Raw genomic sequence first — 13,689 nt, forward strand, 5'->3', positions numbered from 1 at the left:
AAGATAGAGCCGATCGGCCAATGGCGACCAGTGGCGGCTTCGACATTTTTCGGTCTATTCTCGCCACGCCGTGATCGTCCACGTCGCACTCGCCGGCACGCTCGAGGGGGCCCTCGGGCTGGGCGTCGACGTGGTCGACACTGCGGCACGACTGGTGCGGGCCAGGATCGCGCCGCTGCCCGCCGGTGCCGTGGATCTGCGCCAGCGGGTGGTCTCGTTCGACGGCGCGCCGGTGCGCTCGACCAACGGCCGCACGATCGCGGTCGACGGTGCGTTCGCGCTGCGCGGGGTCCGACGCGGCGACGTGTGGCTGATCCCTGGGGTGCGCACCAGCACCGACGACGCGGTCGATCGCCTGCTCGCGCGGCCCGACGTGCGGCGGCTCGTCGCGTTGCTGCCGCTGGTCGCCGCGCGCGGGGCCACCATCGCGGCCTCGTGCGCCTCCACCTTCGTGCTCGCGGCCGCCGGCCTGCTCGCGGGCGGCCCCGCGACCACCACGTGGTGGCTGACCTCGAGCTTCGCGCAGCGCTTCCCGGACGTCGGGCTCACCGCCGGGCGCATCGTGGTCGATCACGGCGCGGTGCTCACCGCCGGCTCCGCCTTCGCGCACGCCGATCTCGTGCTCACGGTGCTCGCCCGCATCACCACCCCGGGCCTCGCGGAGTTGGTCGCGCGGTACCTCGTGCTCGACGCCCGCGCTGCGCAGTCGCGCTACATGCTGCTCGACCCCCGACGCAGCGACGATCCAGTGCTACGCGCGGTCGAGCGCCACGTCCTCGCGCATCTCGATCGCCAGCTCGAGCTCGACGAGCTCGCGCGCGTCGCCGGCACCTCGGCGCGCACGCTCGCGCGTCGCATCCACGCCGCGGTCGGCCACAGCCCGCAGCGCTTCGTGCAGCAGCTGCGTATCCACCACGCCCGCGCGTTGCTGCGCGACCGGCGGACCTCGGTCGACGAGGTCGCCGCCAAGGTCGGCTATGCCGACGCGGCCGCGTTCCGCCGGGTGTTCCGCCGCGTCACGGGTGAGTCGCCGCGCGGACGCTGAGCGCGGGCGTCGTCGACCCCGAGGGCTCTGCGAGGCGACGCCGCAACTGCTCGCAGTCGATCGCGATGCGAGCCTCGACGGCGGTCGCGTCGAGGCCCCGCGTCGACCACGGATGCAGCGACACCACCGCATCGCCATCGATGCCCACCAAATCGGGTCAGGGCCACACCTCGCCGCCACCACCCAAGTCGCAGTGCTGCAGCCGGTCGGCGTGGTCCCACGCCACCACGCTCGATCGAAATCTCCACAGTTCCGTGGACGAAGTCGCCGCCATCGGGTGCAAGTGGGCGGGCGCATCGTGCTGGTTGACTTCGACGGCGCCGGGTCGACTTCCAGCCGTTCGCTCTTGACGACCGATGACCGATGCCGCTTACGCGGATGCGGTCAACTCTCTTGGACTTCAAGTCGGGTAGCGCCCGCAGCTCGTGCGAGGTACTCAAGCGGGCCGATGCTGAAGGGGTCGCTGAGCGCCTGAAGCCGCACCGTCCAGCCGCTCGGCGTGCGTTCGCTGCTCCACCACTCCCACCCGGGCGACTTCATCGCGTCGAGCCAGGAGCCGAAATCCCAGAGGTCCGGGTCGTGGAGCACCTGATCCATCGTACGCTCTCGGAACGGCTCGACAAACCATCGGGGAAGATGCGATTCCCACCACGTGTCGTCCCGCCACCCTCGACGACGCCGCTCGGCGACGAGACGCATGACCTCGCGCATCCGCGAAAGCGACGCGGCGGGGTCGCCGTCCACGAGGGCCACGACCCGTACTTCGACGGGCGGAGCGGGCTCGCCGTGGAGATTCTCGTCGACCCTGGAGCGTTCCTCGTTTCCCGTCATTGCTTGCGAACCCTGACGCTACCAGGCACGACGCTGTCGAGCAGATCCTGGAACATGTTGGAAGGGATTCCGAACTGATCAGGGCCGCGCGTCTCGTCAACGCGCTGCGCCGCACCAGGTGACGAGCGCCCAGCGCGTTGAGGTACCGAGGTCGTCCGAAGAGTCGTGGCGAACTCAGAACTCACCTCGAACTCGACCAGCACGGCCGTGTCCCCGCGCCGACCGAGGAACTCCAGTGCTCGGCCCTCTTGGCCGAGGTTGATGTAGAGCATGTCATCGCCCTGAATCGAGAGTTCTCCACCTTCACCGACCGCGAAGCGCTCCTTGCTGGCGTTCGGGAGCGTTCCGCCCTGCACGCGATAGACCTTCTCTCCCCCCTCTGCGGCTACCCGCTCGGCTTCACGGGATGCATTGCCTTCCGCCGTCCGGACGGCGGCAGAGCGTATCACCTTCTTCCCGTTGCTGAAGAGCGTGATGACACGTTCGGCCCCATGCTCGGCTACCCCTGCTGCCGGTGCAGCGATGTCCAGGTACGCGAGCGCCGCTTCACCGAGCGCGCCCGCCACGTGGCCTGACGCCTCGAGGTATTGTCTTCGCGACCAAGCATCACCGGCGTCATGCGTATGATGTGTGGCGGCGATTGCCGGACCGATTCCGGGTGCATATGCAAATGGACGCAGCGCGATGTCTTCCGCGATGGCGTCGCCGAGCTCCGTCAGTGTCGGCATGCGCGTGACGGTGTCGAGCCAGCCTCGGCTTGCTGTATAGCGGCGTTGCAGTTGAACTGCCGCCTGAAGGCCGCCGACCTCAATCCGCTGGCGGGCCATTGCCTCGGAGAATTGCCTGCGGGACGCTGTCGCTGCTGCATCTCGCGCATCGAGGGCGAGTAGCTGCGCCTCGATTGCTGTGTGCCGGGCCTGCAAGAGTGCGCGTTCGACGACTAGTCCCGGAGTCTCAGCCGCCGAACCGCTCGTGTCCCGCAACGTGACGGGGCTCCCGCGGCAGTACGCATACCGATTGACCCCATCCGCGAGCCCTGTGGGGTCCGCGGCCGTCCAGCGCCCCAACCACGCCGCGTAGTACCGCGCCCCGAGGTGATACAGCCCGGTCTCCTCGTCGCGCTCCTTGCCGATGTACCGGTACCGCTTCGCGCTGACCTCGACCGCGCCGTCGTTCGCCGCGTAGCTCGTGGTCCCGAACGGATGAAACTCCTCGTACGAGATCACCGCCGCATCACCATCGAGCTCGAGCGAAGCCGAGTCGAGGTGATTGCCATGCTGGAACCGCGGCACGCTCACGGGCGCCGCGACGGGCTCCCCGTCGTCGACCGTCAGCGTCTCGACCAAGCACAGCCGCCGCGCCCCATCGCCGACATGCAACGTCTGCCGCTCCATCTCCGGCGCGACATCATTCGCGGCCCGCTCGCGGTACAGCTCGAACTCCCCAAGGTAGACCCGCTCGCGCACGCGCGAGCCCGAGGCGTTGCGCTGCACCTTGCGCACCCGCGCTCCGCTGGCGTCGTACACGAACCACACCTCGCCGCCACCACCCAAGTCGCAGTGCTGCAGTCGGTCGGCGTGGTCCCACGCCATCGCTGCGAGGTGCGGCATGCTCGTCATGTTGCCATGCTCGTCATAGCTGTACGAGTGCGAGAACGGCTCCGCAGCCTCGCCCGGCGCCGAGTTGCGCAGCAGCCGGTTGCCGCCGGGCGCGTACGCACACCGCCGCGTGAAGTTGCCACCCGCCGCGGTGTGCCGCAGCTCCACGATGTTCCCCACCGCGTCCCACGCGTACGTCTCCTCGTACCTCCGCAGCGCCGCCGGGTCGTCCGCGTGCGGCTGCGGGCTGAAGGCTTGGAACGGGTCGGGTCACCCGTGCCCAAGCGCACCCAGATCTCAATGCGCCGCGAGCTCGTCCGGGCCCCTCGGGCGCGGCGGAGGCTCTTGGCACGCAGTGCTCGCGGCGAGATGTACTTCCACGCTGCCCAACTTGCTCGAGGTCGCCCTACCCCATCGCCTCCGCCCACGACCGACGGGGCGCGTCGCTCGGTCTCGTGGCTGAGCGTCGCCGACGTCACGCTCGGCGCGCGCCTGTCGATCAGCATCACGCCAACTCGGACTCACGGAACGCTTCGATCGACCCACGAATTCTCCCGGGGAGCCAAGTTTGGAGGCGATCGCCCTGCACGAGAACTCCCCTCCTTTGCAGATCAGTCGATCAGTCACGCGTGCCGAACTTCGTCATCCACTCGGCGAAGCGCGTGCTCATGGCAGCATCTTCGACCGTGCAGTCCAATTGGCCGAGGACCTCAGCTGCGACAATACGCCGAGTGTTCTTTGTCTCACCATCGAGCTGATCGCACACTCGAATTTCAATGTCACCTCCAACCGTCTGCAAGAAGTCGGAAATGCGAGCCCTGATGCGAGCCCAGTTCGTTGCCTTTGCTTCGCCGCCTGCGGAGGTGGCTCCGAGTGCGCGGATCTCTGCGACCGTGAGTTCATCGGCTGGCACCATTGCGAAGATCCTGAGCTTCTGGACGGGGTCCCACGCGACCATCGAGGCGTACTGCCACCGCCCATCGTGCCCTTGGATGAATCCCTCGGTGATTCCGTCATGCCAGCCGACGATCAGAAGATGTTGTGCGACAGGTCCCATAGTTCTTATCCCTTGGGGCGAAACAATCTGTTAAAGAGGGCAGCAACCTCGTCTGTGACCGGTTTGGGGAGGTGCACGGTGTGGTGCCGCGGGTCCTCCCCTGTTTGTTCGACCTTGAAATGCTCCTCGACCTCAGAGCGCGGCGAGGAGCGGTGCGGACTCCCGGGGCCCTCGGCCTTCTTCCCTGAGCGCGTCGACACCCCGTGCGGAAAGCCGTGCGCTTCGGCCCTCGCGGCATCTGCGGCCAGGTCTGCCGCTGACTCCGGACCGGGGCCAAAGCGCTTCAGGTGATCGTTCGGCCCGCCGCTCCCTGCGGCTACCGCCCCGGGCTCGGCGGCCCCGGTTCGCCGGGTCGACGCGCCTTCCGCCCTCACCCTGGCCGCCGCGACCGACTCCCTGCCGGCCGCGCGCGCCTCGCCTACGGCAGCCTTCAGGCTGCCTCGAGTGACACCGCTGGCCCCGTTGGCGAACAGTCGCGCTCCGCCACGCACGGCGGGTGCAACGAAGAACGTCATCGCCTCTGCGCTGGTGAACGCGACGTCGATCGCGACCTTCTTCGCCGCGTTCTCGAAGCGCGCCTCATCCCCCATCCCCCACGCCGCCCCAGCCTGTGCGGCATCATGCGGGAGGTCATAGAGACCCATGAACGGTACAAACTCGAGAACCTCCGGGCGGTAGTAGTGCTCGGCGTCCTCCGCGTCGAGTCTCCGTACGTCCGCCCTCCACTGTGCGGCCTCGTACTCACCTGTCGTCTTTCGAGGTCTGACAGGCGTCGCCTCGGCGGCCGTGGTCACGACCTCTTCGAACGCCTGCTGCACGTCACCTCCCGCCATGGCCGTGAGGAGAGCAGCGTGCATCGCGGCGATATGAGACTCGCGTAGGTCGGTTGCGATCGGCTCGGTCGCTCGACCGCTCGTGTCCCGACTCGAGGCCGGATTCCCGCGGCAGTACGCATACCGATTGACCCCATCCGCGAGCCCTGTGGGATCCGCCGCCGTCCAGCGCCCCAGCCAGCTCGCGTAGTACCGCGCCCCGAGGTGATACAGCCCGGTCTCCTCGTCGCGCTCCTTGCCGATGTACCGGTACCGCTTCGCGCTCACCTCGACCGCGCCGTCGTTCGCCGCGTAGCTCGTGGTCCCGAACGGATGAAACTCCTCGTACGAGATCACCGCCGCATCACCATCGAGCTCGAGCGAAGCCGAGTCGAGGTGATTGCCATGCTGGAACCGCGGCACGCTCACGGGCGCCGCGACGGGTTCCCGTCGTCGACCGTCAGCGTCTCGACCAAGCACAGCCGCCGCGCCCCATCGCCGACATGCAACGTCTGCCGCTCCATCTCCGGCGCGACGTCGTTCGCGGCCCGCTCGCGGTACAGCTCGAACTCCCCCAGGTAGACCCGCTCGCGCACGCGCGAGCCCGAGGCGTTGCGCTGCACCTTGCGCACCCGCGCTCCGCTGGCGTCGTACACGAACCACACCTCGCCGCCACCACCCAAGTCGCAGTGCTGCAGTCGGTCGGCGTGGTCCCACGCCATCGCTGCGAGGTGCGGCATGCTCGTCATGTTGCCATGCTCGTCGTAGCTGTACGAGTGCGAGAACGGCTGACCTCGCAACCCCTCGCCCGCGTGATGAAGAGCATTGGGACGACTGCGCTTGTCTGGTTACCCGGCACCCAGGACCTCGCGCTAGACAAAATCCGCCGCCATTCGCATCGCTGAAAAGGCTATGTACTCAGCCGTGGGGTGGGCGGACTCTGCCTCGGGCCCCGCGAGCCACGCGTCGAGCAGATCGTCGATCAGTGCAATCGTTTCCACAAGGTGGTCCTTGGCAGACTGCGGCGCCCGCTCGACGAGTTTCGCTCGCTCCGTGTCGTCCGCCTCGCCCCACAGTTCAGCGAGCGGGAGGTAGCGGCGAAGCGGCTGGGGAACGTGACTTGGGTCGAGAAGCCGACCACGCTGTTCCCTCAAGAAGTCAGGATACAGTCGCATCATTTTGGCAAGGAAGTCCGCGTCGTTCATGTGCACCTCGGCCTTCATCGCCCCCGATGGAGTGCGCCCTTCATGCGCTCGAACCAGCGCCAGTAGTCAGCGCGAACCTGCCGCGGCACGCCGGCGGCATCGAACATTTTCTCCGAGAGTCTGCGCATTTGATCCTCGGAAACCTTCGCCCAGTCGAATACTCCGCCCATTTCTGCTTTCATCTCGGCGCGCCACCTATTGTACACGCCGAAGGTTCTCGCATGCGCCTCGGCAGGCATTAAGATCGCGGGTGCCTCATCCGGGTTGTACGCCGGGTGGTGTTTCTTCATCCATGCAGACATCACGCCGTGATGCGACTGCGCGCCACCCGGCCTCGGCGATGGGTGATCGCCATGCCTCGCCAGCCTGAACGCTTCCCCCTCTGCGGCTACCCGCTCGGCTTCACGGGATGCATTGCCTTCCGCCGTCCGGACGGCGGCAGAGCGTATCACCTTCTTCCCGTTGCTGAAGAGCGTGATGACACGTTCGGCCCCATGCTCGGCTACCCCTGCTGCCGGTGCAGCGATGTCCAGGTACGCGAGCGCCGCTTCACCGAGCGCGCCCGCCACGTGGCCTGACGCCTCGAGGTATTGTCTTCGCGACCAAGCATCACCGGCGTCATGCGTATGATGTGTGGCGGCGATTGCCGGACCGATTCCGGGTGCATATGCAAATGGACGCAGCGCGATGTCTTCCGCGATGGCGTCGCCGAGCTCCGTCAGTGTCGGCATGCGCGTGACGGTGTCGAGCCAGCCTCGGCTTGCTGTATAGCGGCGTTGCAGTTGAACTGCCGCCTGAAGGCCGCCGACCTCAATCCGGTGGCGGGCCATTGCCTCGGAGAATTGCCTGCGGGACGCTGTCGCTGCTGCATCTCGCGCATCGAGGGCGAGTAGCTGCGCCTCGATTGCTGTGTGCCGGGCCTGCAAGAGTGCGCGTTCGACGACTAGTCCCGGAGTCTCAGCCGCCGAACCGCTCGTGTCCCGCAACGTGACGGGGCTCCCGCGGCAGTACGCATACCGATTGACCCCATCCGCGAGCCCTGTGGGGTCCGCGGCCGTCCAGCGCCCCAACCACGCCGCGTAGTACCGCGCCCCGAGGTGATACAGCCCGGTCTCCTCGTCGCGCTCCTTGCCGATGTACCGGTACCGCTTCGCGCTCACCTCGACCGCGCCGTCATTCGCCGCGTAGCTCGTGGTCCCGAACGGATGAAACTCCTCGTACGAGAACACCGCCGCATCACCATCGAGCTCGAGCGAAGCCGAGTCGAGGTGATTGCCATGCTGGAACCGCGGCACGCTCACGGGCGCCGCGACGGGTTCCCCGTCGTCGACCGTCAGCGTCTCGACCAAGCACAGCCGCCGCGCCCCATCGCCGACATGCAACGTCTGCCGCTCCATCTCCGGCGCGACATCATTCGCGGCCCGCTCGCGGTACAGCTCGAACTCCCCCAGGTAGACCCGCTCGCGCACGCGCGAGCCCGAGGCGTTGCGCTGCACCTTGCGCACCCGCGCACCGCTGGCGTCGTACACGAACCACACCTCGCCGCCACCACCCAAGTCGCAGTGCTGCAGTCGGTCGGCGTGGTCCCACGCCATCGCTGCGAGGTGCGGCATGCTCGTCATGTTGCCATGCTCGTCGTAGCTGTACGAGTGCGAGAACGGCTCCGCAGCCTCGCCCGGCGCCGAGTTGCGCAGCAGCCGGTTGCCGCCGGGCGCGTACGCATACCGCCGCGTGAAGTTGCCACCCGCCGCGGTGTGCCGCAGCTCCACGATGTTCCCCACCGCGTCCCACGCGTACGTCTCCTCGTACCTCCGCAGCGCCGCCGGGTCGTCCGCGTGCGGCTGCGGGCTGAAGGCCAAGTCCGTATCCACCGGTTGCGTCAGCGAGCGCAGCTCCCGACCGCTCGAAGCGCTCAACCGGTACAGCGCGTCGTACTCGAACCGCTGGTCCGCGCTCACCACGTCGTTGTCGAAGAACACCCGCTGCTGCGCGCCGTCGCGGATCTCCACGATGTTGCCGACGGGGTCGTAGGTGTACCGCAGGTCCTGCAGGACGGCGTCGTCGATGGCTCGCACCAACCGCATGCGCGAGAGCCGAAACGTGTCGGGCTCGTAGGCGTAGCTCGCCGTGGTGCCGTTGCCGTGCACGCACCGCAGCCGCTGACCGCGGGCGTCGTAGTCGACCGCCGTCACGATCGCGCTCGGCTCCGCCGCGCCCCGCACGCGCACGTCGACCGCCTCGAGTAGACCCGCTTCGTTGAACCGCGTGCGCGTCTCGGAGCCGTCGGGCGTCGTCCGCGAGACCAAGCGCCCGAGCGCGTCGTACTGCATCGTGGCCACGAACGAGGTCGGCTCGAGCGACGCGTCGGCGCTCGCCGCGATCGCATCCGGATCGCTCGCGCCACCCAAGCCGCTCCAATCCTGGGTGCCCTCGAAGGCGACGTTCAATCGCACCGACTGCTGCAGCAGATTCCCCGCGAAGTCATGCCGCACATTCGTGTGCTCGCCCGCGCCGTCGTACACGCGAAACACGCGCCCGCGCAGGTTGTCGGCGACCGCGGTCGCGACCTCCTCGCCCCAGACGGTGCGCGTCACCAGCATCTCGACCCCGCCCGGCGGTGTGACGAACACGTGCGTCCCCCGCCGCAACGCGTCGACCACGACGCGCGATGCGAAGCCGCGCGCGTTCCAGCTGCGCAGCGGCGCGCCCGCGACATCCACCAACGATCGCTGTCACCCGCCGTCCTCGGACTCGACCTCGAGCACGAGCCCACCCATCGCGTACGTCCGCGACTCCGCGATGTTGCCCCGGGCATCGATGACGCGCAACGCGTTGCCCTCGATGTCGAGCTCCGTCCGCGTTCGTAGCACCTGCAGCGCCCCGTCGCCCGGCTTGCCCATCACCGCGGTCGCGGTGAGCGGCTCGACGCATCGACCGACGGCCGATTGGACAGTGCGATGCGACGCCGATGTCGACGCGGGATCGCGAGGTCACGTCGCTCGCGTCACATCTTCGGGCAGGCGCCGCCGGCCTGCTCGAGCCCGGCCTTGCGGAGCTGCGCACCGGTCGGGCCATCGCCGAGCTTGGCGCGCGCGGCCTCGCCGTGGCCCTTGCCGAGCACGTCGCGAAGATACGGCACGTAGTCGAAGGTGTCGGAGTGCTCGGCGGTGTGGCACTCGCCGGCGCACAGCTGGGCGGTGGTCGCGAGCGTGATGTGCTGCAGCTTCTCGCCACCATCGTCGACGTGCAGGCTGCCGGGTCCGTGGCAGACCTCGCACTGCACGTCGCGCAGGCCAGCGTTCTCGATCAAGTCGCTGCCGCCGGGCTTGCGATAGCCGGTGACGTGACAGCTGACGCAGGAGAGATCGTATTGCTTGTCGACCTCGACGAGGGTCTGCCAGGCCTTGGCGTGCACGGTCGTGCGCCAGAACTCGACCGCCTCGGCGTGGCACTCCTCGCAGCGCTCGATGCCGGTGAAGCCGGCCTTGCCCTTGGCGGGGGCCGGCGGCTTCACGCCCGTGAAGCGTTGGATGTTGGCCTGCGCGACGCCCTTGTCGTACTCGACCAGACGCTGCTTGGCCTCGGCGTCGGCCGGCAGCTTGCAGGTGACCTTCACCTGCGAGAGCGTGACCGCGGCCGCGTCGCCGGGCGGCGCGTCGAGCCCGGCGCTCAGGGCATCGCGCTCGCCTCGCAGTCGCGCGAGGAAGGCGGGATCGGCCGTGGGATCGGCCTCGAACTTCTTCAGCCGGGCCTCCACGCGCGCCAGCTCGCGCTCGCGATCGGCCTTCGACGGCACCACCGCCCAGCTCGACGCGTCGGGCACCGCAGCGCCGCTGGCATCGACGGACAGACGCAGGTGCGCCACCGACTGCAGCATCTCGCCGGGCTCGAACACCCAGGTCTTGCCGAGCTTGGTGGCGGGCGTACCGGTGCGCTGACGCTCGACGCCCTCGACCGAGCCAACCACCACGAGGTCGATGCCGAGCTCGCCGCGCGCGAGCCCCTCGGCGAAGTCGCGGGGGCCGTGCGCCATCACGATCACGTACGCGGCCCCCTCCTCGCGCATGCGCGCGACGGTGGAGGTGAGCGCGGGCTCGACCGCCGTCGGCTTGCCGAGCGGCTCGAGCCCGGCGACGCGCGGGTCGATCACCGCAGTGACGCCGACCTTCCACGTCACGCCGTTCGACTCGAGCGCGACCACGCGATGGCTCGCGAGTGCGGGCAGACCCGCGGCCGGCTGCAGGTTGGCGACCACGCGGGGCAGCACGTGGTCCTGCAGCGCCTTGGTGCCGGACGGCGCGACCACGTCGAACGGACCCACGCTCGACACGAGGTGATCGCCGAGCTGCCCGAACTGCGTGGTCAGCAGCGACGCGCGCGACTCGGCCTGCTCCCAGCCCGCAGCGTCGGGCGGCGCATAGGCGCCCTTGGGATCGGGATAGAGGAACGACCCTGGCTCGAGCACCAGCGTGGCGGCGTCGGGCCCCTGCCCCTCGAGCCAACCGAACGCGTATTGCAGGCCGCCGAGCGGCTCGGTGGTGCAGCCGCACGGTGCGATCGTGCCGAGCACGCGGCCGAACGCGACGATGTCGAAGGTCGCGCGCGGCGGCACCACCGGTGGCGCCACGACGTCGGTCTTGCCCGCGTCGCCGGTGGGCGGCTTGCCGCCGCCCGTGCCGCCGCAGTTCGGCGCGGCCAGCAGGCCGATGCCACAGGCGAGCGCGGCGGAGGTCACGAGCGAGCGTGCGCGGGATGAAGCAGCGTGGGCCATCGCGAAGGGCCGCAGATTGGCGCGAATGGCCACCGCCTGCAAGTGAACGCCCCCGTCGCGCACACGCGCGTGCGACGGGGGCGAAGCCGTGCTCGTGGCGGGCTGCTAGCCCTCTTCGGGCTGCGGTGCTCGACGCGCGACCACGAACGCCGAGAGCGCCGCGATCTCTTCGTCGCTCAGCTTGCCCTCGAACTTCGGCATCTGCGCCGCCTTGCCGAACAGGTCCGGCTTCGACGAGTCGCGGATGACCCGATCGACCCACGCCACCGTGCCGTGGCCGAGCAGGTTCGGACCCTCGTTGTCCTTGCCGGCCTCGACCTCGTGGCAGTTGCTGCAATCGAGTTCGTCCTTCCACAGCGCGGTGCCCTTGGCGACCAGCGCAGCGTCCGGCGCCAGCTCGGGCTCCATCATGCTCACCAGGTACTCGACCGTCGCCGCGAGCTGCTCGTCGCTCAGCTTGTCGGCGGGGTAGGTCTCCATGGTGTCGTGCTTGGTCTTGCCGAAGAACTTCGCCTGCGTCGGGTCGCGCACCAGCGACGCCAGCCATGCGCGGCTCGAATAGTCGGTGAGATCGGGCGCCTCGCCGCCACCGAAGCCATCGAGCGCGTGGCAGTTGCGACAGTGCTCGATGTACAGCTGCTTGACCTTGTACTCGGGGTCGTTCCAGTAGACCGCGCCACCACCTTGCGGATCGATGCCGCCCTTCGCCAGCGCGCGCGCGCGGGTGGCCATCAGGTCGGCCTCGGCGAGCGCCTTCTGGTAGCTCTCGTCGCCGCGATCATCGGCCATCGCCATCATCGTCAGCGCGATCGAGCCCGCCAGCAGGCCGCCGAGACCGACCAACACCGTGACGCGACCGAGCTTGCCGGCGATGCGCTCGAGCAGCGGCGCCGCGAGCAGGAAGGCCACCGCCGCGCCGGGGAGGATGACGGTCGCGATCGGCTCGAGCGGCCCCTCGAAGTAGTGCCGCAGCTTGTAGAGGAAGAGGAAGTACCACTCGGGCCGCGCCTGGAAGCCGCTGGTCGGATCGGCGGGCGCAAACAGCTCGGTGCCATGGCTGTGCACCGTCATCGCCAGCAGGACACCCGCAACCACGGTCATCGCGAGTGCGTCGAGCAGCAGCTGGCCGGGCGCGTAGGTCGACGGGCGCGCATCGCCGGCAGGCGCCGGCCCATGGCGACGACGCTGCCCCGCGATGAACGCGAGCAGGCCGCCCAACGCCACCGGCAACACCAACGCATGCAGCACGAACAATCGCAGCAGCGTGAGGTTGCCGGCCGAGCTGCCGCCTTGGACCAAGCGCTTGATGATGGCGCCGCCCGGGGTCTGCTCGGCGATGCCGAGCTCGACCTGGATGGCCCAGTAGCCCTTCTCGTCCCACGGCAGCGGGTTGCCGGTGAGCCCCTCGGCGAGCGCGAGGCCCATCACCGCCAGCGCCGCGAACCACATCAGCTCGCGCGGGCGGATGTACGAGCGCGACCACGCCAGCGCGACCACGTGCAGCACCGCGATCACCACGAATGCGGATGCGCCGTGATCGTGCAGGCCGCGGATGAACCACCCCATCGAGACCTCGTCGGTGAGGTAGGCGGTCGAGGCCCACGCATCGGAGGACGAGGGGCTGTAGTAGGCCGCCAGCACCACGCCGAGCACGGCCTGCTGCACGAACAGGTACACCAGCGCCGCGAAGACGGCGTGACGCAGCGCGGGCCCGCCGGGCCACGGTCGGTTGGCGAACGCGGTGAAGCCCTGCGAGAGGCCCAGTCGCTCGTCGAGGAAGCCACGCACGCTCATGCCGGCTCCTGGGTCTTGGTGCCCATCTTGAAGCGCTGGAAGCGAATCGAGACCAGCTGCTCCTCGGCCTTCACCTCGAGCGCGTCCATGCCGCGGGGCGACGGCCCGCTCTCGACCGCGCCGTCCATCGAGAACCACGACTTGTGGCACGCGCAGTAGAACTTGCTCGCGGCGGCGTCGTAGTCGATGCCGCAGCCGAGGTGCGGGCACACGGTCGACAATGCGACCAGCTGGCCCCCCTGCGAGAGCACCCACGCCGAGCCCACCTTCACGTTGAGCACGCGATTCCACGCATCGACACGATCGGCGTAGAGATCGACCTTCACCGGCTTGTCACCGCCGAACATCGACGGTGGGCCCGCGGCGATGAAGTCGCCCTCGCCTTCGGTGGTGTCGTGGCGCAGCGGATGCCCGAGGAAGACCGCGACCGGTCCGAGCACGCTGGCCGCCACGCCCACGCCGAGCGCGCCCGCGGAGGCCATGAGGAGGGTCCGACGGGAGCTGTGGGGGCCAGCCGTGTTGCCGTCGGGATCGTCGTCGCTGGGGATGCTCACCATCTTTGGTCCTCTCGCGGGG

At 68.9% G+C, this 13,689-nt stretch carries 11 protein-coding genes and 1 pseudogene; 1 reads left to right on the top strand and 11 read right to left on the bottom strand.

All coding sequences use genetic code 11. The features are described 5' to 3' along the window. Positions 1 to 20 precede the first annotated feature (20 nt). A pseudogene (locus IPH07_17260) lies at positions 21 to 1,045 on the top strand (helix-turn-helix domain-containing protein). Between the two features lie 384 nt (positions 1,046 to 1,429). Here IPH07_17260 and IPH07_17265 read toward each other — a convergent pair. The 11 genes from IPH07_17265 to IPH07_17315 form a co-directional block, all read right to left on the bottom strand. Further along, positions 1,430 to 1,876, bottom strand: a complete 447-nt coding sequence (locus IPH07_17265) for a hypothetical protein (GenBank protein MBK6919147.1) — start codon at positions 1,874 to 1,876, stop codon at positions 1,430 to 1,432. Beyond that, positions 1,873 to 3,654, bottom strand: coding sequence for an RHS repeat-associated core domain-containing protein (locus tag IPH07_17270; GenBank protein MBK6919148.1), 1,782 nt, complete (start codon positions 3,652 to 3,654; stop codon positions 1,873 to 1,875). The genes IPH07_17265 and IPH07_17270 overlap by 4 nt, the downstream gene beginning before the upstream one ends. Positions 3,655 to 4,093: 439 nt before the next feature. Beyond that, positions 4,094 to 4,531, bottom strand: a complete 438-nt coding sequence (locus IPH07_17275; GenBank protein ID MBK6919149.1) for a hypothetical protein — start codon at positions 4,529 to 4,531, stop codon at positions 4,094 to 4,096. A gap of 5 nt (positions 4,532 to 4,536) precedes the next feature. Further along, positions 4,537 to 5,772 carry a hypothetical protein gene (locus IPH07_17280; GenBank protein ID MBK6919150.1) on the bottom strand — a complete coding sequence of 412 codons (1,236 nt, stop codon included), beginning with the start codon at positions 5,770 to 5,772 and terminating at the stop codon, positions 4,537 to 4,539. After that, positions 5,769 to 6,092: a hypothetical protein gene (locus IPH07_17285; protein ID MBK6919151.1), complete on the bottom strand. Its 324-nt coding sequence runs from the start codon at positions 6,090 to 6,092 to the stop codon at positions 5,769 to 5,771. The genes IPH07_17280 and IPH07_17285 overlap by 4 nt, the downstream gene beginning before the upstream one ends. A 123-nt stretch (positions 6,093 to 6,215) precedes the next feature. Continuing rightward, the gene (locus tag IPH07_17290) at positions 6,216 to 6,566 is read right to left on the bottom strand and encodes a hypothetical protein (GenBank protein MBK6919152.1); all 351 of its coding nucleotides are present in this window, start codon (positions 6,564 to 6,566) and stop codon (positions 6,216 to 6,218) included. Further along, positions 6,563 to 9,268, bottom strand: coding sequence for a hypothetical protein (locus IPH07_17295; GenBank protein ID MBK6919153.1), 2,706 nt, complete (start codon positions 9,266 to 9,268; stop codon positions 6,563 to 6,565). Before IPH07_17295 ends, IPH07_17290 begins: the two co-directional genes overlap by 4 nt. Before the next feature lie 12 nt (positions 9,269 to 9,280). Beyond that, positions 9,281 to 9,448: a hypothetical protein gene (locus IPH07_17300; GenBank protein ID MBK6919154.1), complete on the bottom strand. Its 168-nt coding sequence runs from the start codon at positions 9,446 to 9,448 to the stop codon at positions 9,281 to 9,283. A gap of 104 nt (positions 9,449 to 9,552) precedes the next feature. Next, positions 9,553 to 11,283, bottom strand: a complete 1,731-nt coding sequence (locus IPH07_17305) for a hypothetical protein (GenBank protein ID MBK6919155.1) — start codon at positions 11,281 to 11,283, stop codon at positions 9,553 to 9,555. A 141-nt stretch (positions 11,284 to 11,424) separates the two neighbouring features. Further along, complete coding sequence (locus tag IPH07_17310; GenBank protein ID MBK6919156.1) at positions 11,425 to 13,113, bottom strand: cytochrome b N-terminal domain-containing protein; 1,689 nt, start codon at positions 13,111 to 13,113, stop codon at positions 11,425 to 11,427. Further along, positions 13,110 to 13,670 carry a Rieske 2Fe-2S domain-containing protein gene (locus IPH07_17315; protein ID MBK6919157.1) on the bottom strand — a complete coding sequence of 187 codons (561 nt, stop codon included), beginning with the start codon at positions 13,668 to 13,670 and terminating at the stop codon, positions 13,110 to 13,112. The genes IPH07_17310 and IPH07_17315 overlap by 4 nt, the downstream gene beginning before the upstream one ends. Positions 13,671 to 13,689 lie beyond the last annotated feature (19 nt).

This window comes from Deltaproteobacteria bacterium, assembly GCA_016709225.1.
GTDB lineage: Bacteria > Myxococcota_A > Polyangia > Nannocystales > Nannocystaceae > Xiheibacterium > Xiheibacterium phototrophicum.

Bases quoted from the DNA above. Each gene is read 5' to 3' on its own strand.
- IPH07_17265 (MBK6919147.1), bottom strand. From the start codon at position 1,876: ATGACGGGAAACGAGGAACGCTCCAGGGTCGACGAGAATCTCCACGGC.
- IPH07_17275 (MBK6919149.1), bottom strand. From the start codon at position 4,531: ATGGGACCTGTCGCACAACATCTTCTGATCGTCGGCTGGCATGACGGA.
- IPH07_17285 (MBK6919151.1), bottom strand. From the start codon at position 6,092: ATGACGAGCATGCCGCACCTCGCAGCGATGGCGTGGGACCACGCCGAC.
- IPH07_17290 (MBK6919152.1), bottom strand. From the start codon at position 6,566: ATGAAGGCCGAGGTGCACATGAACGACGCGGACTTCCTTGCCAAAATG.
- IPH07_17300 (MBK6919154.1), bottom strand. From the start codon at position 9,448: ATGGGCAAGCCGGGCGACGGGGCGCTGCAGGTGCTACGAACGCGGACG.
- IPH07_17310 (MBK6919156.1), bottom strand. From the start codon at position 13,113: ATGAGCGTGCGTGGCTTCCTCGACGAGCGACTGGGCCTCTCGCAGGGC.
- IPH07_17315 (MBK6919157.1), bottom strand. From the start codon at position 13,670: ATGGTGAGCATCCCCAGCGACGACGATCCCGACGGCAACACGGCTGGC.